This window comes from Mycobacterium szulgai, assembly GCF_002116635.1.
GTDB classification, from domain to species: Bacteria; Actinomycetota; Actinomycetes; order Mycobacteriales; family Mycobacteriaceae; genus Mycobacterium; species Mycobacterium szulgai.
This window is the reverse complement of the sequence record NZ_LQPW01000154.1, coordinates 65575-85725: the sequence shown is the minus strand read 5'-3', so window position 1 is coordinate 85725 and position 20151 is coordinate 65575. Positions and strand designations below refer to the sequence as shown.

The 20151-nt window shown below is 65.4% G+C and carries 19 protein-coding genes and 1 pseudogene; 6 read left to right on the top strand and 14 right to left on the bottom strand.

Annotation, left to right across the window (positions count from 1 at the left end):
• From AWC27_RS23545 to AWC27_RS23525, 5 genes are all read right to left on the bottom strand, one after another.
• On the bottom strand, positions 1 to 1094 hold a 1094-nt coding region (locus AWC27_RS23545; RefSeq protein ID WP_139837170.1), incomplete at its 3' end, for a PE family protein.
• Between the two features lie 132 nt (positions 1095 to 1226).
• The gene (locus tag AWC27_RS23540; protein ID WP_085672680.1) at positions 1227 to 2384 is read right to left on the bottom strand and encodes an acyl-CoA dehydrogenase family protein; all 1158 of its coding nucleotides are present in this window, start codon (positions 2382 to 2384) and stop codon (positions 1227 to 1229) included.
• 10 nt (positions 2385 to 2394) lie between these two features.
• The gene (locus AWC27_RS23535) at positions 2395 to 3567 is read right to left on the bottom strand and encodes a CaiB/BaiF CoA transferase family protein (RefSeq protein WP_085672679.1); all 1173 of its coding nucleotides are present in this window, start codon (positions 3565 to 3567) and stop codon (positions 2395 to 2397) included.
• On the bottom strand, positions 3564 to 4142 hold the full coding sequence (locus AWC27_RS23530; RefSeq protein ID WP_085672678.1) for a UGSC family (seleno)protein: 579 nt from the start codon (positions 4140 to 4142) through the stop codon (positions 3564 to 3566). The genes AWC27_RS23535 and AWC27_RS23530 overlap by 4 nt, the downstream gene beginning before the upstream one ends.
• Positions 4143 to 4168: 26 nt before the next feature.
• Positions 4169 to 5284: a hypothetical protein gene (locus tag AWC27_RS23525; RefSeq protein ID WP_085672677.1), complete on the bottom strand. Its 1116-nt coding sequence runs from the start codon at positions 5282 to 5284 to the stop codon at positions 4169 to 4171.
• A 95-nt stretch (positions 5285 to 5379) separates the two neighbouring features.
• Between AWC27_RS23525 and AWC27_RS23520 the strand changes: the two genes are divergently transcribed.
• The gene (locus AWC27_RS23520; protein WP_085672676.1) at positions 5380 to 6351 is read left to right on the top strand and encodes a LysR family transcriptional regulator; all 972 of its coding nucleotides are present in this window, start codon (positions 5380 to 5382) and stop codon (positions 6349 to 6351) included.
• Here AWC27_RS23520 and AWC27_RS23515 read toward each other — a convergent pair.
• The gene (locus tag AWC27_RS23515; protein ID WP_085672675.1) at positions 6326 to 6931 is read right to left on the bottom strand and encodes a TetR/AcrR family transcriptional regulator; all 606 of its coding nucleotides are present in this window, start codon (positions 6929 to 6931) and stop codon (positions 6326 to 6328) included. The two genes, AWC27_RS23520 and AWC27_RS23515, sit on opposite strands and share 26 nt — an antisense overlap.
• Positions 6932 to 6993: 62 nt before the next feature.
• Between AWC27_RS23515 and AWC27_RS23510 the strand changes: the two genes are divergently transcribed.
• The 4 genes from AWC27_RS23510 to AWC27_RS23495 all read left to right on the top strand — a co-directional run bounded on the left by AWC27_RS23510 (position 6994) and on the right by AWC27_RS23495 (position 9541).
• The gene (locus tag AWC27_RS23510) at positions 6994 to 7824 is read left to right on the top strand and encodes an alpha/beta fold hydrolase (protein ID WP_085672674.1); all 831 of its coding nucleotides are present in this window, start codon (positions 6994 to 6996) and stop codon (positions 7822 to 7824) included.
• Positions 7825 to 7878: 54 nt separating this feature from the next.
• The gene (locus tag AWC27_RS23505) at positions 7879 to 8448 is read left to right on the top strand and encodes a DUF998 domain-containing protein (RefSeq protein WP_245847453.1); all 570 of its coding nucleotides are present in this window, start codon (positions 7879 to 7881) and stop codon (positions 8446 to 8448) included.
• A 211-nt stretch (positions 8449 to 8659) separates the two neighbouring features.
• Positions 8660 to 9010 carry an STAS domain-containing protein gene (locus tag AWC27_RS23500; protein ID WP_085672672.1) on the top strand — a complete coding sequence of 117 codons (351 nt, stop codon included), beginning with the start codon at positions 8660 to 8662 and terminating at the stop codon, positions 9008 to 9010.
• Positions 9011 to 9091: 81 nt separating this feature from the next.
• On the top strand, positions 9092 to 9541 hold the full coding sequence (locus AWC27_RS23495) for an ATP-binding protein (protein ID WP_085672671.1): 450 nt from the start codon (positions 9092 to 9094) through the stop codon (positions 9539 to 9541).
• A 16-nt stretch (positions 9542 to 9557) separates the two neighbouring features.
• Here AWC27_RS23495 and AWC27_RS23490 read toward each other — a convergent pair whose 3' ends face one another.
• On the bottom strand, positions 9558 to 10448 hold the full coding sequence (locus AWC27_RS23490) for a cyclopropane mycolic acid synthase family methyltransferase (protein ID WP_085672670.1): 891 nt from the start codon (positions 10446 to 10448) through the stop codon (positions 9558 to 9560).
• A 97-nt stretch (positions 10449 to 10545) separates the two neighbouring features.
• On the opposite strand from AWC27_RS23490, the gene AWC27_RS23485 reads away from it, so the two are divergent.
• On the top strand, positions 10546 to 11277 hold the full coding sequence (locus tag AWC27_RS23485) for a siderophore-interacting protein (RefSeq protein WP_085672669.1): 732 nt from the start codon (positions 10546 to 10548) through the stop codon (positions 11275 to 11277).
• Between the two features lie 21 nt (positions 11278 to 11298).
• Here AWC27_RS23485 and AWC27_RS23480 read toward each other — a convergent pair whose 3' ends face one another.
• The 7 genes and pseudogenes from AWC27_RS23480 to AWC27_RS23450 form a co-directional block, all read right to left on the bottom strand.
• Positions 11299 to 12144, bottom strand: coding sequence for a TauD/TfdA dioxygenase family protein (locus AWC27_RS23480; RefSeq protein ID WP_085672668.1), 846 nt, complete (start codon positions 12142 to 12144; stop codon positions 11299 to 11301).
• A gap of 9 nt (positions 12145 to 12153) precedes the next feature.
• Positions 12154 to 12501: a hypothetical protein gene (locus tag AWC27_RS23475; RefSeq protein ID WP_085672692.1), complete on the bottom strand. Its 348-nt coding sequence runs from the start codon at positions 12499 to 12501 to the stop codon at positions 12154 to 12156.
• A 2-nt stretch (positions 12502 to 12503) separates the two neighbouring features.
• Entirely contained in the window at positions 12504 to 13766 is a 1263-nt protein-coding gene (locus tag AWC27_RS23470) for an aromatic ring-hydroxylating oxygenase subunit alpha (RefSeq protein WP_085672667.1), read from the bottom strand.
• Between the two features lie 18 nt (positions 13767 to 13784).
• The gene (locus AWC27_RS23465; RefSeq protein ID WP_085672666.1) at positions 13785 to 14528 is read right to left on the bottom strand and encodes an SDR family NAD(P)-dependent oxidoreductase; all 744 of its coding nucleotides are present in this window, start codon (positions 14526 to 14528) and stop codon (positions 13785 to 13787) included.
• A gap of 13 nt (positions 14529 to 14541) precedes the next feature.
• A pseudogene (locus tag AWC27_RS23460) lies at positions 14542 to 14808 on the bottom strand (2Fe-2S iron-sulfur cluster-binding protein); the annotation flags it as partial.
• A gap of 108 nt (positions 14809 to 14916) precedes the next feature.
• A complete protein-coding gene (locus AWC27_RS23455) occupies positions 14917 to 16017 on the bottom strand; it encodes an NAD-dependent epimerase/dehydratase family protein (protein ID WP_085672664.1) in 1101 nt (366 codons plus the stop codon).
• Positions 16010 to 20146 (bottom strand): caspase family protein, encoded by a 4137-nt coding sequence (locus AWC27_RS23450; RefSeq protein ID WP_085672663.1) that lies wholly within the window; start codon positions 20144 to 20146, stop codon positions 16010 to 16012. The genes AWC27_RS23455 and AWC27_RS23450 overlap by 8 nt, the downstream gene beginning before the upstream one ends.
• Positions 20147 to 20151: the final 5 nt, after the last annotated feature.

Genomic DNA, 20151 nt, shown 5'->3' with positions numbered 1-20151 from the left:
CCTTTACCGCCGGCGCCGCCGGGTCCGGCAAGCCCGGCCAACCCGCCCGCCACCGCCGCCCCGCCGACGCCGCCGGCACCGCCGTTGCCGACCAGCAGGGCATCGCCACCGGTCCCGCCCACGCCGCCCTGGTCCACGCCGGCCCCGCCCGCGCCGCCGACTCCGCCGTTGGAGAGCAGCAGACCGCCGGCGCCGCCGTGTCCGCCGTTACCGCCGGCCACTTCGCCGAAACCGCCGTCCCCGCCGGCCCCGCCGGGGCCGAAGACCCAGCCGCCCACACCGCCGGCGCCCCCGGCGCCGCCGGTTCCCAGTGAGCCGAATCCGCCTGCTCCGCCCGCTCCGCCGGCGCCGGCGAGCAGACCGGCGTGGCCGCCGGCTCCGCCGGTGCCCCCGGTATTGCCGCTGCCGCCGAGTCCGCCGATGCCGCCGCCGCCGAACAAGCCGCCGCTCCCGCCATTGCCGCCGTTGCCGGCCACCGTGGCGCTACCGCCGCCACCGCCCGCACCACCGTGGCCCCATAGCCAACCGCCGGCGCCGCCATTGCCGCCATTACCGGCGTTGCCGGTCGGCGAGCTTCCCCCGGGACCGCCGGCGCCGCCGGCACCCAATAATCCGGCCGCACCGCCGTTACCGCCGCTTTGCCCGGGAGCCCCCGACCCGCCGGCGCCGCCGTCGCCCAGTAACCATCCGCCGGGCGTGCCGTCTACTCCCGTGCCCGGAGTGCCGTTAGTGCCATTGCCGATCAGTGGACGTCCGGTCAACGTTTGGACGGGTGCGTTGATCGCGTTGAGCAGTTGCTGCAGCGGCGACGCGTTGGCGGCCTCGGCGCCGGCATAGGCGCCGGCGCCGGAGGTCAGTGCCTCCACGAACTGCCGATGGACCGCTGCTGCCCGCTGACTCAGCGCTTGAAAGTCCACGGCATGTCCGGAGAACACGGCCGCGATCGCTGCCGAGACTTCGTCTTCGGCCGCGGTCAGCACCGTTGTCGTCGGAGCCGCCGCTGCCGTGGTTGCCGCACCCAATGTCGAACCGACTGCGGCCAGATCCGCGGCGACCGTGGCCAGCGCCTCGGGGGCGGCGATCACGAATAGCATGTGGGCACCTTCCAGCAAAGCTCGGCCCGTTACGGCATGGCCAGAAGCGGGGTTGTCTGGTCAGAGAGTATTACGTCTCGGACCAGGACAGGCCGGAAAGTTGGGCAAACGGCTGCGTGTCCGCCCCGGGCGTCAGTGAAAGGCCGCTAAGCCGGTGATGGCCTGACCCAGCACCAGCGTGTGGACCTCGCTGGTGCCCTCATAGGTGAGCACCGACTCGAGATTGGCCATATGGCGCATTACCGGGTAGTCCAGGGTGATTCCGTTGGCGCCCAATATCGTTCGGGCCATCCGCGCCACATCCAGTGCTTTACGCACGTTGTGCAGCTTGCCGAAGCTCACTTGTTCGGGCTGTAGCTGACCGGCATCCTTGAGCCGGCCCAGATGCAGGGCCAACAGATAGCAGAGGTTGACCTCGGTGAGCATCTCGACAAGCTTGTGCTGGGTGAGCTGGAATCCGGCGATCGGCCGGCCGAATTGCGTTCTGCTGCCGGCATAGTCGAGCGCGGCCTCGTAGCAGGCCCGGGCGGCTCCGACCGCTCCCCAGATGATTCCGAATCGGGCTTCGGTAAGGCAGGACAGCGGTGCCCGCAGACCGCGGGCCTCGGGAAGCATGGCGTCCAGCGGCAGCCGGCAATCCTCGAAAGCCAGCTCCGCGGTGGTCGACGCACGCAGCGACAGCTTGTGCCGGATCTCGCGCGCCGTGAAGCCAGAGGTGTTGCGCGGCAGCACGAATCCGCGGATGCCGTCGGGCGTCTTCGCCCAGATCACCGCCACGTCGGCGATATCGCCGTTGGTGATCCACATCTTGGCGCCGTTGAGGACCCACTCGTCGCCCTCGCGCCGAGCGGTCGTGCGCATGCCGGCGGGATCGCTGCCCGCGTCGGGCTCGGTGAGTCCGAAGCATCCGACGGCCGTGCCCCGCGCCATCGACGGCAACCAGGTTTGCTTCTGCTGCTCGCTGCCGTAACGCCAGATCGCGAACATGGCCAGCGAACCCTGCACTGACACGAAGCTGCGCAACCCACTGTCGCCGGCCTCGAGCTCCATGCATGCCAGGCCGTAGGAGACGGCGCTCATACCGGGGCAGTCGTAGCCGTGCAGGTGCATGCCGAGTAGGCCGAGTTCGCCTGCAGCTGTGGGGAATCCGGCGGGCAGGTAGCCATCTGCGTAGGCCTCGGGCAGCCGGGGCAGCAGGTCGCGGCGGACATAGGCACGAACGGTGTCGCGGATCAGTCGTTCCTCATCCGACAAGCCGCCGTCGATGGTCAAGAAGTCGTGTGCACTCATTGTTTTCCTATCAGGCTGTTCGGCGACCGGCGAGGCTGGCGAGCCAGCTGCGGATCGCGCTGGTGTGTTCGCCCAGCCGCGGTGCTCTGGTGCGGTAGGTCACGGGTGTGGCGGACAGCTTGATCGGGCTGGCTACCTGGGGGCCGGGACCTTCGCCGTCTTCGGTGTCGCGCAGCGGTTGCAGGCCGAGCTGCTCGGCCAGGGCGAAGGCCTCGGCGATGTTGTTGACCGCACCGGCCGGCACGCCGAGTTCGGGCAGAATTCTCGACCAATACTTGCCGGAGTTGGGGGCCAACGCGGTTTCCAGGTACTCGCGCAACAGAACTCGGTTGCGCACCCGCAGTTCGTTGGTGGCGAAGCGCTGATCCTGCGCCAGGTGGGCGATGCCCAGGGCGCCGCAGAGTTGGGCGAACTGCTTGTCATTGCCCACCGCCAGCACGATCATTCCGTCACCGGTCCGATAGGTGTCGTAGGGCGCGATGCTGGCATGTCCGTTGCCCATCGCGCGCGGAACCTCGCCCGCCAGAACATAACTGGCGGACTGGTTGGCCAGCGCCGACAGCAGCGCCGACATCAGGTTGATCTCGACGTACTGGCCGCGCCCGTGCTGGTCGCGTTCGCGCAGCGCCGCCAAAATGCCGACCGTGGCGAACAGGCCGGCCAGCACGTCGACCAGCGCCACCCCGACCTTGGTCGGTGTCTCGGGATCCGGCCCGGTGATGCTCATCAACCCGCCCAGCGCCTGCACCAGCAGGTCGTATCCGGCCAGGCTGCCGCCTTCGCCCGATCCGAACGCCGAGATGCTGCAGTAGACCACTGTCGGGTTGGCCCGGCGAATGGTGGGTTCGTCCAATCCGAACCGCGCCATGGTGCCGGGGCGGAAGTTCTCCACCACCACGTCGGCGCGCTCGGCGAGCGTCTTAGCCGTCTGCAGGTCCTCAGGGTCGCGCAGATCGAGGACGATGCTGCGCTTGTTGCGGTTGACGCCGAGGTAGTAGGTGCTTTCGTCGTCGACGAACGGCGGACCCCAGGCTCGGGTGTCGTCGCCCTCGGGGCGTTCGATCTTGATGATGTCAGCGCCCAGGTCACCGAGGGTCATCGTGCAGAACGGCCCGGCCAGTATCCGCGAGAAATCGACCACCAGCAGCTTCGAAAGCGGCGGTGGCGCTTGATCATTCGTCATTTGGCCGTGGCCTCCAGAGCCGCCCGCAGGTGCCCGTTTGCAGCGGCGGCGACGAACCAGATCCGTCGGGCTTGCGGGGCGATCTCGGCGGCCCGGCCGTCGAGCTGTTCGAGCGTCAGGCTGCTGATCGGGTGAGTGGCCACCGCGGGCTCCAGACCGGCCATCCCGCGCGACTCGCGCTGCAAGCGCGCCTCCAATTCGAACTCGGTGGTGACGATGACTACCGTGGGCACCCCAGCCGCTTCCAGGCGTACCCCGTCGTTGACACACGCCGAGCAGCACGACCCGCAGTCGCCGATCGCCGTCAGCGCGACGTCGTTCTCGGCAGCGATCTGGCTGATCAGTTCCGGACTGGCGTCGGAGGAGAAGTGGTGCTTGTCGTAATAGGTAACCGAGGCGAAAGCGATTCCGTGCTCAGTCAATTCACGCACGGTGGCGCGCAACAGCTTGGCGGCGTTCCATTTGGTGTTGCTCAGCACGCCCAGGCGCAAGCCCTCGATGCTGGTCGGCCGCGGGGCCATCGGGATGGCCGTCACCTCGACCACGCCGCACGGGTCATAGATGTAGTCGTTCATTTCTTCTCTCCTCAGACTGGTCGGGATCACAGGCGGCAGGCGCCGTCGGAGCAATCAAGTTCGCGGACGCTGGCACTGGTCGCCTGTTCGGCGTGGCCCTCGATGGCGCGCAGCACCGGTGTCGTCGCTGTGCTCCAGCCGGGCAGAAAGGCCGAGAATCGGCCTGCGGCGCCGCCGGCGACGAACAGGTGAATGTCGTCGGGGGTGAACACAATTGGCAGCTTGCGGCCTGAGACCCGGGGGTACCACTTGGGCAGGTTGCGGTTATAGGTGTGTCCGCCCGGCGGGGCGTAGCGATCCCCATAGCTCACGTCGTCCCAATCGTTGGTGCCGTTGAACCACAGGTAGCGGCGGACGTCGTCGCGGCTCCAGCCGAAGGAGGCGATGGTGCGGGCATGCTCCACCCCGATGACCACCGTGCATGAGCCGCCGAGCACCGCGTTGTTGTGCGCGATGGTGCTCATGGCCGACGCAATGGAGTCCAGAATCCCCTGCGGGTCATCGGAAATGTGGTTGGTGACGCTGTGCGGGGCTTCGGCCCCGATCACCAGGACGGTGCTGTCTTCGGGGGCGTAGCCGTGCTCGACGTGGTAAGGCGCCCACGGACTGGCCTCTTCGTTTTCGGCGATGCAGAAGGTGTACTTGCCGGGATGGCCCAGCGTGCTCTTGTCGAGTTCGCCCGGAATGCCGCCGCCGACGCTGAGCAGGATCAGCCTGACGGCGCGGCCGATCGTGGCATTGGCGCGGTTGCCCGAGCCGAAAACGTTTCCGCCGGAGTTCATTCCGATCTCGCGGGCAATGGGGCCGTTGACGACCACCAGCGGTGAGACGACGTGGGTGGTGGCCTGAATGCCGTTGAGATTGAACCGTGCGTCGGCCAATGCCAGGATTGCGGCGCGGACGACGGGGGCGTACTCGGGCTTGCACCCGGCCATCACCATGTTCACGGCCAGCAGCTCACGGGTCAGGCTGCCCCACCGCGGCGGAATGCGGGCCACGAGTTCTTTTGGCTCACCACCCAATACGTCCAGCACGGCCGCAACGCGCTCGGGCGTCGGAGGGACCACCGGCAGGCCGTCGCTCCACGGCTGGTCGAAGTAGTACTCGACGAGATCGCGTTCCTCGGTGATCACCGCGGTCATTTCATTGCCTCCTACGTTGCTCGTTGGGACCACCGTAGGTTCGCAGCACCATCTACGTCCAAGACATATTGATACAGCTATTATATTCTGCAGATATGTCTGACCCGGAGCTGCGGCTGCTGCGGTACTTCGTCACCGTCGCCGAGGAACGTCACTTCGGCCGCGCCGCCGAGCGGCTGCATATTGCCCAGCCGCCGCTGAGCCAGCAGATTCAGAAGCTCGAACGCCAGCTGGGGGCCGAACTCATCGATCGATCCCGGCGCCCGATCGAGCTCACCGACGCCGGCAATGCACTGTTCGAAGAGGCCCGGCTCGCGCTTACGCACGCCGAGCGCGCCTTCGCAGCTGCACGCAAGGCGGCCACCGGGCATCTCGGCCATCTTCATATCGGTGCCCTGCAAGCCGCGGTGGATGGCGTCTTGTCCTACGTCATGCGCACCCACCGGCGCGAGTACCCCGACGTCAAGCTCGAACTGACCGAAATGACCACCACCGAGCAGGTGGCCCAACTGGTTGAACACCGCCTCGACGTCGGCTTTGTGCGCGGACCCGTCGACGAGCCGACGCTGACCATCCAGACGCTCATCGATGATCCCCTTGCCGCGGTCGTGTGCGAAGACGACCCGCTTGCCGGCCATGAGCGGATCGATCCGTCGCAGCTGAAAGATCAGCCGATCGTGCTGTGGACGCGCGCCGCGGCGAGCACCACCTACGCCGACGTGGTCGAGCTGTTCCGGCTACACGACATCGATCCACCCGTCGTCGACGAAGTGCCGCGCATTCAGACGATTCTCGCGCTGGTGGCTTCGGGTGCTGGAATCGCCCTGCTGCCAACATCTTTCATCAATCTCAATCGCAAGGGTGTCCGGTTCGTCCCGCTCCGCGGCCCGCTGCCGTATCGCCCGCTGGCCCTGGTTTGGCGCACCTCCAACCAATCACCAAGCGTGCGTTGCTTTCTCAACGTCGCCAGGCAATCGGCGCCCCAATACCTGCGGGACCTCAGCGAGCACTATCCGCAGCTCGCGTCGAAACCGCACGACGTCAGTCGTCCAGCATCCCGTCGATGAGCCGGCGCAGCACCTGCCGGATTTCCCGACGGGCCCCCTTGGGATCCTCGGCAGTGGCAATGGCCATAGCGGCCTCGTCGAGCGCACCGATCATCACCGTCGCCAGCGGCCGTACCGGTTGACGCGCCAATTGACCCGCCCGAACGGCCTCTGCGAGCAACTGCTCGGTCATTCCGAGGCTGTATCGCTGGGCCACCTCGCGGAAGCCGGCCCAACCGAGCACCGCGGGCGCGTCGAGCAGGATCAGCTGGCGCACTTCGGGTTCGCCGGACACTTCCAGCCAGGCATCGACAGCGGCGCGGATCGCATCCGCCGGCGACTTGGCCCCCGAAGACGCCACCAGCGTGGCCATCCGGGCCATCACGTCCTGCTCAACCGCCTCGACGACCTCGCGGAACAGCGCTGCCTTGTCGGCGAATTGGTGGTACATCGCGCCGCGGGTCAGACCCGCCTCTTTGGCGATCTCCGGCGTTCCGACCTCTGCGTAACCGCGTGCGCCCCAGAGTTTGCGGGCGGCCGAAATCAACGCCTCGCGGGTGGCCGCGGAGCGCTCTTCCTGGGTGCGTCTCTTGATTTCCATACAACCTGTTGGTAAGTTACAGACAGCCTGTTTTTAACTATATCTCGAAGTGGGGGTTATCCATGTCGTCGATCGACATTAGTGCCGGAACCATCCATTACGAAGCAACCGGACCCGAGGGCGGCAGACCGGTTGTTTTCGTGCACGGGTACCTGATGGGCGGGCAGCTGTGGCGACAGGTGAGCGAGCGGCTCGCCGGGCACGGACTGCGCTGCATCGTCCCCACCTGGCCACTGGGTGCCCATGCACAGCCGCTGCGGCCCGGCGCGGATCGAACCATCGGCGGCGTCGCGCGCATGGTCGCCGACGTACTGGCCGCCCTCGACCTGCAGGACGTGGTGCTGGTGGGCAATGACACCGGCGGAGTGATCGCGCAACTGGTCGCCGTGCATCACCCCGAACGTCTCGGTGCTTTGGTGCTCACGAGTTGCGATGCGTTTGAACACTTTCCGCCGCCGATCCTGAAACCGGTGATTCTGGCCGCGAGGTCGAAGACGTCGTTCCGGGCGGTGAGTCAGGCGATGCGGGCTCCGGCGGCGCGCAAGCGCGCCTTCGCCGGCCTGGCGCACCGCGACATCGACCAACTCACCCAGGCCTGGGTGCGCCCCGGACTGTCCGACCCGCGGATCGCAGAGGATCTCCGCCAGTTCACCCTGTCGCTGCGCACCGAAGTGACGCTGCGCGTTGCGCAGCGGCTGCCCGAGTTCGGCAAGCCGGCCCTCATCGCGTGGTCGGCCGACGACCAGTTCTTCCCGCTCGAAGACGGCGAGCGACTGGCCGCCACCATCCCGAACGCCCGTCTTGAGGTGATCGACGGCGCACGGACGTTCTCGATGCTGGACCGTCCGGATCGTCTTGCCGATCTGCTGTCGAGCATCGCAGTATCGGCTTAAGTCCCTACCCGAAAGGCCCGCTTGGGTACCGCGCGTGCAGCCACCGTGTGGGTGGTGGCTGCCGTAGGGTACCTGGTGCTCGAGGCGGTCGCCGCAGGTTACCGGCCCGGCTACAGCTACTGGACCGACTACGTCAGCGACCTGGGGTTGGCTGCGCCGCAGGCCTATTTCATGCATGCGGCGTTCTACCTGCAGGGAACCCTGTTTCTGCTCGGGGCACTGCTGATTGTCGGGCTACCGCACAGGCGACGGGCTCAGCTTTTCCTGGGTCTGGTCGCGGCGAATGCCGTTGGGAACATGGTGATCGCAATCGTGCACAGCGGAAAGGTGCACGTCGCCGGTGCCGCGCTGGCAATCGTGGGTGGCAACGCGGCGATCGTGGCGGCGACGGCCGGCGCAGGCCTGGTGGCGCCGGTCGGCGGCCGCCGCTGGTACCAGATGGTCTCTCGACTCATTGCGGCCCTGGGCTTGTCATGTCTGGCCTTGCTGGTCGTCAACTCAGTAGCGGGCCGGACCGTAGTGTTGCCAAATGGGGCGGCCGAACGCGGAAGCGTGTACTCGATCAGCACGTGGCAGTTGCTCACCTCGATATGCCTGCTGATCCGCGCGGGCAAGAAGTGTTAGCCAATTGACTGCCTGCCAGTCTTTGCCGCTCGGCGGTCGATTAGGGTCAAGGGAATGCGAGGGCCGCGTCCAGCCCGCTGCGCAAGCGCAATGGCAATAGGATTGCCGCTGTACGCAGCGTTTCCCGCAGGGTTGAATCCACAGCCCGTCGAATAAGAATGGTCGGCTTCGGACTGGCGGTCTCCCACCAGGAACGGATGTGAGGTACGGCATGGTTGGTCCAGGTAATGGAGCGTTCGCGGTCGAGGAAAGCCGGGTGAAAAAGGCGGTCGTGCTCACCGTGTCCGGCGAAGTAGACATGCTGACCGCCCCGCAGCTCGAGGAGGCGATACGCACCGCGCTGGACAGTCGGCCCGCGGTTCTCATCGTCGACCTGTCCAAAGTGGAATTTCTCGCGTCGGCCGGGATGAGTGTGCTGGTCACCGCCCAGGCTGAGGCGCAGCCGCACACCCGGCTGGCGGTCGTCGCCGAGGGCGCGGCCACCAGCCGGCCGATCAAGCTCATGGGAATCGACTCGGTGGTCCCGCTGTTCCGCGACCTGGACAGCGCTCTCGGCGAGTAACCAATGCGTTAAAGATTGCCGGGATGGGTACCCGGCAGAAATCTATGCCTGCCGCAATGGCTCTCTCATGATCGGCACTGAATGGTTACCTGCATCGACGACCGCTCCCGGTTCCAGCGGACCCGGGTTGTCGCCGATGCGCCGAGTGCCGCTCAGACTCGGCTCGAGTTCGGAAATTGGCTGCAGAGGCATTTCGCGCTCAGCGCCGAACGGTTCAACGATCTGCTGCTGGCGGTAAACGAAGCGCTGGCCAATGCCGCCGAATTCGCCTACACCGATTTCTCGCACAGTGGAACGCTCGATGTCAGCGCCGCCTACGACGAAAATTCCGACACCCTCGCCGTTACCGTCAATGACCGCGGCCGGTGGCGTGTCCCGGAGCCGGCGGCCGGCGGGACGCGATTTCAGATCCGCGGCCGCGGCATCCCCTTAATGCGGGCACTCGCCGACACGGCAACCATCGATTGCACACCGAACGGAACCCACGTCACCTTGACCTGGAACCGTCTGCGGCAATCGAGCTGCGGGTAGCAACGCCCGGCGAGGGTTAGCCGTCAGCCTTGGCCAGGGTGAATTGCGCCACGTCGGTGTAGCCCTCGCGAAACAGGTCGGCGCAACCGGTCAAGTACTTCATGTACCGGTCGTAGACCTCCTGTGACTGGATCGCAATAGCCTCATCGCGGTGCGCCTCGAGCGCGGCAGCCCAGGTGTCCAGAGTGCGGGCGTAATGCAGACGTAGCGGCTGGACCAGCTTGACGGAGAAGCCGGCGCGCTCCGCATGCTCCGTAACGGCCTGGGCGTTGGGCAGGTCACCGCCCGGGAAAATCTCGTCCATGATGAATTTCATGAACCGCAGCTTGGTCATGGTGATCGGCAATCCACGCTCGGCGAATTCTTCATCGCTGGGCTTGATGATGGAATGCAACAACATCACGCCGTCAGCGGGAAGAGCCCGGTAAGCCATCGCGAAGAAATCGTCGTAGCGGTCACGCCCGAAGTGTTCGAAGGCCCCGATAGACACGATGCGGTCGACCTTTTCGTCGAACTGCTCCCAGCCCTGCAGTAGCACGCGCTTGCTTCGGCCGCTGGGATGTTTGTCGAGCAGTTGCTGCGTATGGGCCTGCTGATTGCGACTCAGCGTCAGGCCGACGACGTTCACGTCGTAACGCTCTAAAGCACGAGTGACCGTAGCGCCCCAGCCGCACCCGATGTCGAGCAGCGTCATGCCCGGTTGTAGTCCGAGTTTGCCGAGTGAGAGGTCGATCTTGGCGATCTGCGCCTCTTCGAGCGTCATGTCGTCGCGCTGGAAATAGGCACAGCTGTAGGTCTGCGTCGGATCCAGGAACAGTCTGAAGAAATCGTCGGACAGGTCGTAGTGTGCCTGTACGTCCTCGAAGTGGGGAGCTAACGTGGCGGATTCATCGTGATTATCGGGCAAGGCACAACCTTTGTTGCTGGTATGTCGTCGGACCGTCGAGGCTCTGGGGGACGGTGATCGACTTGCTGAACTTCGAAGTCTAGGGGTACTCGCGGATATGCGCGAAGAGCGAGGTTCCCGCGGTCTGGCCGGGGCGGTAATGAAATTGCTTGGTGCGGGCGATTACCGCCTCACCGTCACCGGCCGGCGCCAAATCAGCCCCCACTACCTGCGGCTGAGCTTCGACGCCGCCGGCATGCTCGAAGCGCACCCGCCGCACCCGACGATGTGGGTGCGGATGTGGTTCGCCGACGGGGACAAGCTGCACCAGCGCGGATATACACTGGTCAACCCGGATCCCGTGGGCGACACGGTGGACGTCGAATTCGCATTGCACGGCGGTCTGGCATCTCGCTGGGCAGCCGCGGCGCAGCCCGGTGACGTCATCAAGGCGACCGTTTTGGGCACCAAGTTCGCCCTTCCTGAGCCTGAGCCGGCCGGATACATTCTCGTCGGCGACGCCGCGTCGCTGCCGGCGATCAACTCGCTGCTGAGCGCGATCGGCGACGCTCCCGCTCAGGTGTTCTTGGAGGCGGGCTACGACGACGACACGGACCTGCCGGTTGCCCGAAGCGAGGGAATCACCTGGGTCGACCGCGTGGACGACGGAAGCGCCCTGGTGCGCAGGGTCAAAGCGGCGGCGTTCGACGCGAACGGCCACTTCGGCTGGGTTGCCTGCGACAGCCGCACCACGCGGTCGGTTAGCCGGGTCCTGCAGCACGACTTCGGCATACCCCGCAAGTCGATCGCCGCGCGGGCTTACTGGATGGTGGGACGGTCCATGGGTTAACGCGGCCGGACGGCGGCAGGCCTATTCGATGGGCTCGTCGCCCAGCACGGTGGTACGCAGCAATTCCCGCGGCGAGTCCGGGTCATAGGGGGCGGCGCGGTGCAGCACACCCTGGTTGTCCCAGATGACGGTGTCGCCTACCGACCAGCTGTGCCGGTAGACCTTGTCGGCTTTTGTTGCACGCCTGAGCAATTCGTCTAGCAACGCGCGGCCATCGTCGCGGTCCATCCCGACGATGTAGTCCGCCGAAGCGCCCAACACCAGCGATTTGCGGCCGCTGCGATGCGTCCAGATCAACGGATGCTCGTGCGTGCGCCGTTGCCGCCAGCGTTGCACCTGCTCCGGCGTCGGATCGGCAGTGATGCGCCGCTGCGAGGCTTCCAGTGAATGCACCACTCGCAGCGAGCCGAGCCGTCGCTTCTCTTCGTCGCTCAACTGGTCATATGCCGCATAGGAATTGGCGAATTCGGTTTCGCCACCGCGTTCGGCTACCGCAACCGCGGACAGCACCGTGGCTTTCTGCGGGCATTCGTCACCGGTGGGAGTGCAGCCGTCGATGTGCCAGTCGAACGTGGCGCGCAGATAGGCGGCCGAAGAGTTCTTCGAAGTGTCCAGAGTGATCGGATAGATGCCGGCTACCGGGTGGTGCCCATCGGAAGAGAAGTCGACCTCGCCGAGCCGGCGGCAGAAGTCCACTTGCGCTTGCGGTTTCAAACCAAGTCCGCGGAAGACCAGGACGCCATTGTCCTCCAGCGCCTCCATCACCGCGTTGCCCAGCGAATCATCGCAGGCCAGCCGTCGCAAGTCGACACCGAGCACCTCGGCACCGACCGACGGGGTGAGTCTGTTGATGGTGAGCACACTCATCGCCAGTCCTCAGGGCACCGGTTCGCCGACGCGGTCAAGGACGGCGTCGGCCGAGTCCGTGGGCCTTGGCTGACCGAAGATCTCGACCGCCATCGCGACCATCACCAGCGAATAGATGAGGTGCAGCAGATTGGCCGCGTCGTCGGGCAGGTCATCGAGGGAAAACTTGTCGCAGTACTCGATGGCCTCCTCGACCCGCGGGAAGAAGGCCTGATAAAACCCCCGCATCTCGGTCATGCTGGTGGCCATGCGCTGGTTCCATCGCTCGGCCTCGGTTGGCAGGCACCAGGTTTGGGCGAACTCTTCGAGCTCGGCGAACGCGCTGGGCAGTAGGCACCCAGGCTTTGCAGTAGTTATATCTACACTCCCACCGGCTGAGTCCCGCGCTGGTATTGCTCGACCCAGTCGACGACTTCCTTGTGCAGGTGGCGCACCAGGATTTCCTGGTCGTTGAGGGGGAACTCGTCGACGATGCCGGTCTCCAGCGCCGCCTGGGTACCCCCGAGCATTCCCGCGTCCTGCAGGGCGAATTCCTTGAGCACCACCGCGGCCACTTCGTGCTCGACGCGTTCCCGGACGCTGCGTGCGGGGTGGAAGGCGGTGTAGGCCTCGAAACGGTGCGTGTTGTGCGACGTCGGCCAGTACCGGTAGAGCAGATACCAGCCGCCGTAGATGAGGATTTCCAAGTTGGGGAAGATCTGGAAGTTGCTGATGCCCCAAGGCTCGATGCCACCGGGGTTCAGCCCGGCGGGCAGCTCGCCGATATCGGGAGTGCGCCACGGGCCGACAAGTCCACTGCGCGTTGCCCGTTCGATCGGATACATGTATTCCGGAGCCATCAGCCAGCGCCGGGTGCCCGCCGTCGACACCACCCGATGCGGGCCGTCGATCTGGAAGTGCGCGCACTCGAAACCGGCGTTGGGGTCGCGCACCGCCGAGGGCACCTGCTGGGGATGCAGGGACGGAACGTGATAGTACTCCTGGAACGCGTCGGCGAAGATCTTCCAGTTGCTGTTGTTGTGCGCCAGGAAGTCGTAGCGTTCGGTCAGCCTGCCGAACGGATAGTCGTCCAGCGCGGTGATCATCGGGCCGAGGAACTCCCGCAGGTTCTGCCGCGGCCGCTCATCGAAGTTGATGAAGATGAAGCCGTTCCAGACGTCACAGTGCACCGGGCTTAAGCCATAATCCGACCGGTCGAGGTCGAAGAACTCGGACTCCTGCTGCACGAACGTGAGCGCGCCGTCGAGGTCGTAGCGCCAGCCGTGGTATTTGCAGGTGAACTGCCGGCATACGCCGGAGGTCTCCCGGTGCGGAAAGTCGTTCCATACCAGCTTGTTTCCGCGATGGCGGCAGATGTTATGGAACGCTCTGATGTGTTCGTCTTTGCCCTTGACGACGATGATCGAGGCGCGTGCGGACTCGATCTCTTTGGTGAGGTAGCTGCCCACCCGTGGTAACTCCTCGACGCGTGCGACGTTGAGCCACGCCCGTTTGAAGATCGCCTCACGTTCGAGTTCGTAGAACTCCGGCGATGTCGAGTCACGGAAGGAGATCGGGCCGGTGCCGAGCTGTGGGTAGTGCTCGGTCCAGGTGCCCTCCGCCGGCTTAGGCCATCGCGCCATCCGAACCTGCCTCTCTGCTCACATCACGGCTCCGCCGTTGACGCCGAGCACTTGGCCGGTAATGAAACCGGCCTCCTCCGAACACAAGAAGCCCACCGCCGCGGCGATGTCGTCGCCAGTACCTAGGTGGCCCACCGGAATTCGGCGCGCCAGCGTCTCGTTGGAGCCAAGCTGCCCGGCGGCCTGCGACTGTCGCTGCATCGGCGTCTCGATGCCCGATGGGGGGATGTTGTTGACGGTGATTCCCATCGGCGCATACTCGTTGGCCAGCGATTTCGTCAGCGTGATCACCGCGCCCTTGGACGCCGCGTAGTGCGCCATGCGCGGCGAGCCCCGCTGGGCACTCGACGACGAGATCATCACGATGCGGCCCCATTTCGCCGCGATCATGTCCGGCAGTGCCACCTGGCAGCAATGAAAGGTGCCGTTGAGGTTGACATCGATGATGCGCGACCAGGATTCGAGGGTGATCTCGGTGAATTTTCCGAAGCCGACCATGCCGGCACTCGTGACTAGAATGCCCACCGGGCCCAGCTTGCTGCGTACCTTGGCGAAGGCCTCTTCCACCGCCGGGCGATCAGTGACGTCGGCGGCCACGCCCAAGGCGGTAACCCCTTCGGCACGAAGATCTTCGGCCACCCGGTGTGCCGCTTCCCCGTCGATGTCGAGCACGGCTACCTGATGGCCACGCCGGCCCAACTCGTGACAGGTCGCCTCACCCATACCCGACGCGCCGCCGGATACCACCGCCACCCGTGTCATCGCCTCTCGCTCCCTACTCGTACACCACCGTCACCGATGCACTGATCGGCAACGACTGGCAGGTCAGCACCCACCCTTCGGCCACCTCCTGCTCGGTGAGCGCGTCATTGTTGATCATTCGTGCGCTGCCGTCGGTCAGCCGGGCCATACATGTTCCGCAGGAACCGATTTCACACGACGACGGCGCACGTAGCCCGGCGATGCGCGCGGTCTCCAGCAAAGTGGAGCCGGCCCGGTAGCTCACGGTAATGGTGCGCCGGTCCAGCTGGATCGTCACCTGTTCAGTTTTGGAGTCCTGCGCAGTGGGATGAGGCGTGGGGTTACCGACGTAGCCGCTTGCTCCCACGTTTCCCATCCACGCGAGAGTATCAAGTACTTGTCTTTGGTATCAAGTACTTGACATGCCTGGGGCGCGGGTATTCGGGGTATCGAGGCCGGTCTCGCCATACCGCCGGCGCAGTACCTCCCATGGCTGTGCGTAAACGCCCGGCCAATTGCGGTACGCCGCTTGGCGTTTCACCATGGCCCGGGCGAGTGGAGCTGCCAGCCGCGTCGCGGGTAGCTTCCAGCCCGCATTGGCGCGCATTTCGGCAAGCATGTCCGGCCACGAATGCTGCTGAAACTGCAGAAGTTCTTGCGCTCGGGTGACGTCCATCCAGCAGTTGAGGAACCAGTCGTGATCGCTTTCGGGATCACCCGGTCGGCACTGTAGTGCCTTGCTCAGCCCACTGAGTCCTCGAGCCGCCGCGGGCTCCTCTCCGGTAGCACCGAATGTCAGCAGGTGTGATTCGTCCCCGGCGATCAGCAGCGTCGCGCCGACGACGTCCGCGGTGGTTGCCGCCGCGAATGCGGCGGCCGCGTCGCGGACGTCGACCGAGTGCACCCGCCCGTCCGACGGCTGTGCGCTGCCGAAGTACACGATGTCGGCGTCGAAGTTCTCTTCCTCGGGGTCCGCGGTGAATACCGCGCCCAGCCGCAGGATCACCCAATTCAGGCGCGACGAGCGAACCGCTTCCTCGGCTTCGAGCTTGTGTCCGCTGTACAAGTCACATGGGTTCGGGGGTGTGTCCGGACCACACAGGCCCGGGCTTCGATACGGGTTGGGTGCGCCGTAGACACCGCAACTCGACGCGTGTAGGAACCGGGGCGGATTTGGCAGCATTTCGGCGGACCGCACCAGTGCCGCGGTGCCCTCGACGTTGACCTTGCGGGCGAATCTGGCGTCGCGGTAGATAGCGGGCGGAATGACCGCGGCCAAGTGGATGATCGCGGTCGGTGCCGCATCAGAGACGAGCCGATCGATGTCGGCAGCGTCGGTGAGGTCGGCCCACTGGACCTGCACGCGCGCCGGCAGTCGTTGCGCGGCCTTGCGATTGGCCACACTGTTGCGGCCGGTAGCGATCACTCGGCGGCCGTCGGCCGCCAAACGCTTCACCATCGCAGAGCCGACCAGACCGAAGGCCCCAGTGACAAGTACCGTCTCAGACATCATTTGCCGCCTTCACTTCAAGGCACAACGACACCAATCCCGATGCGGTGCCGACCAATATCTGGTGTTCGTCGACGACGCGGATCGTTTTGATGCCCGCGCCCAGCGACGCTTCCGTGACCAGCGATCGATCGGGTAACCACCAGATCCGCAGCAACCCGGCGCTGTCACCGGTAACCGCCCAGGCCGCACCGAGTCGCGCGATGGCCTTGATCGCCTTGGGGTGAGCGCGCCAATGGCTCCGCCGTCCCCAGGAGAGAACGTCGCTATTCGGTTGGCGTGGAAACGAATTCAGATACACCACACCGTTCTGGCCGGCCCGGAGGAAGGCGATCTCAGCACCGTGCTGCCAGATGGCGAACCCGGCCGATTCCACATCACCGGATATGTCTTCGCCGCTGGCGGCATTGATACCCGGCTCGAAGAAACCAACCTGCGCCGCCATGGTGGCGGCCCAATCCCACAACACCAGCGACCCGCGGTAATCGAGGGCGACGATCGTCGGCTTCCCCGCTACCTCGGCAACATCGACCTGCGTGAGCTGAAATTCGTTGTACCGCAGCGGTGGAACCGTCTCACCGGTTTCGATCTCGAACAGCCGCAGGTAGCCGCCGTCACCACAGGCCAATAACCAGCCGGCGGCGTCGGCGAAGCCACGCACCTGCGCGTTGTCGCTGAACCATAGGGGCTCAGCAACCGGCGAATGGTCCTGCAACGCCAGCCGTTGTATCTTTCCCCCGGCCTTGCCGCCGTTGACAACGCCCACCGCGTCGAGAAACTCACTCGGGCGATCAGCGGTCGCGTGCAATGCCGTTGGTAACAGGACCTTCTCGCTCCGCGCAACCAGTGCGCCATCGGTTACCCGGATGGTTTCCAGGGCTCCGCCCCGGCCGTCGTACACGCCGCAGGCCACCATCCCCGCGACAACCGGAGTGCAGGAGGTAACGTCCCGACGTGCTGTGCCGGTCGAGGCGAGCAGGGTGGCGAGGTCCCACCTCGTTGCCAGCTCGCCGTGGGTGGCGACGACGAAGGTCGTCTCGGGCGTCGCGGCAACCGCGAGGCCGCGGACGGCCACCGAGTTTCCGTGCCCCGCGCCCAACGGCTCCCATTTGTTGTGCGAAAACGGGATTACGCCATTGCCGGTGCCCATCAGCCATATATCGCCGGCCCGGGTGACCGTCTCGATGCTGTCGAAGTACTCGTAGCCGGCTACCGCGTCGGTGTCGGGTGACCATCGCACCACACGGGAGTAGGGGCCCCATGTCCATAGCAGGACAGTGCCATCGCCGCCGACGCAGGCGTGGCTGACAACGGCGTCATAGATTTCGTCTCCGGCCTGGTGGATCACCCGACCCTCGGCGTCGAATACCCGCGCGACGGCGGAGGTCTCGGGATCCTCGTCACCCGGGTCACCCCCGGCCACGATCTCCAGCCCGCGCCCTGTACGCCGCCAGTCCAGCGTGATCACCGAGCCGCCGAATGCGGCGACGTTCCACTTGAGTTGTGGCGGCTCGGTGTCGACCCGCCACAGCTGCAGGCGGCCCGATTTCGCAGGCTGGTCACCGATATGCGGGGTGCGGTCGGCGTCGAAGATGGTGCCGACAGCAAGCAGCACCTCGTCACCCTCACACGTCAACCCGAGCGAGTGGACGTGCGGCGCAAATCCGGACGTATGTCGGCTGCCCGCGAACGTCATGGGCACCAACCCTTTTGGGTCTCCGGTCAGCGGGTCCAACAGCGTGATCCGCGAGCTATGGCCCGCCGCGACGAGGTTCGGCGCCGACGCGAGCGCCAGTACGGCTTCGTCGAGGGTCGTGCGCCACACCAATTGCGCGGAAATCAGTTCGACACAGACCAATTCGCCGTCGTTTGACGCAGCGACCACCAGTGGGGTGTCACCGTCGATCACGCATGCGGCGATGATTCCGCCAGTCAGCCGGGCCAGCACCGTATGAGGCGGGTTGGGCGACCAGCGTGTCCATGACGGCCGCCAGGCAGCGCCTTTGGCGACGACGACGGTATTGCGTGCGAGGTCGTCGGCGCCGGATTGCAGCGCCGCCAGCGCCAGTTGGCTGGCCATGGTCTGGGTGTTTCCCGATCGCAAGTGCTCCAGACACTGCAGAACCGCAGCCTCGTTAGGGCCGGCGTCACGGCCCCGGTTACGGCTCAATGCGACACCCAACCGCACCGGCTCCATCGCCAGGACAAGCGCGGGGTCGGCAAGCAGATCGTCCAGGACACCGGCGCGTGCGGCGTGCTCTGCCAAATAGTCCCGCACGTAAGGGTGTGCACCGGCCCAGTCTTTGGTGCCGTCGAGTTTGGTCGGGGTCTCGGCGATCAGCGCCTCGGTAATTCGTCGGTGCGCATCGGTGGCATCGGTGCCTTTGCGCAGGTGTTCTGCGAATAGTTCGTGATAGAGCCGGTAGTAGGAGCTGCCCCCGGCGGCTGTCTCCACCACATAATCGCCCGCCGCGCTCAGCACTTGCTGGACATCGTCGTCGGTGTAGGTCGCGTAGTCACGCAGGGCGCGGCCCACCGCGGGCCAGATACCCTCCCACGGGACGCCCGCACCTTGTGACCACGCCAGTACGCCGAGCAGTTCGCGCACTCGCCCGGACTTGTCGTCGATGCGCGCAAGATCACCTTCGAAAATGCCGGCGAGGCTGCCGAATGACTGATAGGCCGCCACGACTTGGACGGGCGTGAGGATCTTCATGCCACACAGCGCACGGGCGAATGCGCCGGCGACGAGAAAGTTGCCGGCCGTCAACGACGCTACGGCGGCAGCGACATCGGTGGCGCGGTCGTGGTGCTCGGTATACGGGCTGGGGTCGCTTTGGGTGAGCAATCCAAAAACGTACTTCCCGACGTCCTCATCGTCGGTTCTGCCGTCAAGGTCCAAGGTGACGCGATCGAGATTCAGGGTGCGCGTCAGACCGGGCCGGATACCGGCCACCACCCGGATGCCTTTGGCGAGAAGCGGTTTGAGGACCAGCTTTTCGATAGCGTCGGAATTCAACGCCTCATCCACCGCGTCGACGATGACGGTCGCGCCCGGGACAGGCGCGGGGTTATTGAGAATGTCGCTAATCCGTTGCGCTACAACCTCTGCGAGTAAGCCGCGGGCGTGTATCGCCCGAATCACGCCAAGCCGATGAGTCAAGCCGTTAGCAGCCCCGACGACGAACTGGGCCAGCAATGCGGATTTACCCATGCCCGGGCTCGCGGTCACCACGAACAGACCGGGCCGCGACGGATCTGCGTGCCAGTCGAGGATCTCGTCGATGAGCGGTTGCCGCGTCACGAAGAGTGAGGGCCTGCCCTCGGCCGCTTCGCCGCGTGCTCTCGGCAGCCAATGTGACTGCAACTCATCGTCATCGGCCACTTCGGATGTGGCCGGCACCGAACCCGCATACAAGGGGTTCTCGAAGAATATTTCCTCGTAGGGCGAAGTCACCAGGGTCAGTGCGACAGCCCGCTGGTTAGCGTCGGTCGACGATTCGAGCAGGCGATTGGTGCGATCCACCACCCTGTCCAGGGAAATGAACTCGACCTTCGTCCCGGAAGTGCTGCGCAACAGATCCAGCGCCTGGCTTAACGCCTGCGCGAACACCAGTTGGTCGGCCGTTTGGCTGGTGCGCGCCGAGGCCACCACCGAGTAGCGCCGCCTCGGGTTGTCCGGCCACTGCTCCTTGACCTGTAATGCCGCGCGCGCCATGTCGTCGGCGGCCCGCTCGCCGTAGCAGGTGTCCAGGATGATCAGCAGATGCTCCAGCTTTGGGTTGTCGCCCAGAGCGCGGATAAAGGATCCCGCATCGACCATGGTCTCGTACTGGCCGTCAACGGAGTCGCGCGCAGCCAAATAGTGTCCGTATGCGGCGTAGACACCGTGGCCGGTCACATACAGAACTGCGACGTCTCCCGGCGAACACTCCTGTCGCAAAAATCGGGACACAGTGTCGATAAATTTCTTCTGTGTCGGGTCCTTCAAAGACGGCTGGACCTCGAAACCCATCCGCTGGAACGTGCCAGTGATCGTCTCCACCGATTTCGGCACACACTTCAGTGGCGGGAACGACTGGGTGTCCTTGTATTTGGCCGTCCCTATCGCCAACAGCCGCCGCGCCATGGCTG

What these genes read in the sequence shown, in the direction of transcription:
- AWC27_RS23540 (WP_085672680.1), bottom strand. Translation starts at nt 2,384, where the DNA reads ATGAGTGCACACGACTTCTTGACCATCGACGGCGGCTTGTCGGATGAG.
- AWC27_RS23535 (WP_085672679.1), bottom strand. Translation starts at nt 3,567, where the DNA reads ATGACGAATGATCAAGCGCCACCGCCGCTTTCGAAGCTGCTGGTGGTC.
- AWC27_RS23530 (WP_085672678.1), bottom strand. Translation starts at nt 4,142, where the DNA reads ATGAACGACTACATCTATGACCCGTGCGGCGTGGTCGAGGTGACGGCC.
- AWC27_RS23525 (WP_085672677.1), bottom strand. Translation starts at nt 5,284, where the DNA reads ATGACCGCGGTGATCACCGAGGAACGCGATCTCGTCGAGTACTACTTC.
- AWC27_RS23520 (WP_085672676.1), top strand. Translation starts at nt 5,380, where the DNA reads ATGTCTGACCCGGAGCTGCGGCTGCTGCGGTACTTCGTCACCGTCGCC.
- AWC27_RS23515 (WP_085672675.1), bottom strand. Translation starts at nt 6,931, where the DNA reads ATGGAAATCAAGAGACGCACCCAGGAAGAGCGCTCCGCGGCCACCCGC.
- AWC27_RS23510 (WP_085672674.1), top strand. Translation starts at nt 6,994, where the DNA reads ATGTCGTCGATCGACATTAGTGCCGGAACCATCCATTACGAAGCAACC.
- AWC27_RS23500 (WP_085672672.1), top strand. Translation starts at nt 8,660, where the DNA reads ATGGTTGGTCCAGGTAATGGAGCGTTCGCGGTCGAGGAAAGCCGGGTG.
- AWC27_RS23495 (WP_085672671.1), top strand. Translation starts at nt 9,092, where the DNA reads ATGGTTACCTGCATCGACGACCGCTCCCGGTTCCAGCGGACCCGGGTT.
- AWC27_RS23485 (WP_085672669.1), top strand. Translation starts at nt 10,546, where the DNA reads ATGCGCGAAGAGCGAGGTTCCCGCGGTCTGGCCGGGGCGGTAATGAAA.
- AWC27_RS23480 (WP_085672668.1), bottom strand. Translation starts at nt 12,144, where the DNA reads ATGAGTGTGCTCACCATCAACAGACTCACCCCGTCGGTCGGTGCCGAG.
- AWC27_RS23470 (WP_085672667.1), bottom strand. Translation starts at nt 13,766, where the DNA reads ATGGCGCGATGGCCTAAGCCGGCGGAGGGCACCTGGACCGAGCACTAC.
- AWC27_RS23465 (WP_085672666.1), bottom strand. Translation starts at nt 14,528, where the DNA reads ATGACACGGGTGGCGGTGGTATCCGGCGGCGCGTCGGGTATGGGTGAG.
- AWC27_RS23455 (WP_085672664.1), bottom strand. Translation starts at nt 16,017, where the DNA reads ATGTCTGAGACGGTACTTGTCACTGGGGCCTTCGGTCTGGTCGGCTCT.
- AWC27_RS23450 (WP_085672663.1), bottom strand. Translation starts at nt 20,146, where the DNA reads ATGGCGCGGCGGCTGTTGGCGATAGGGACGGCCAAATACAAGGACACC.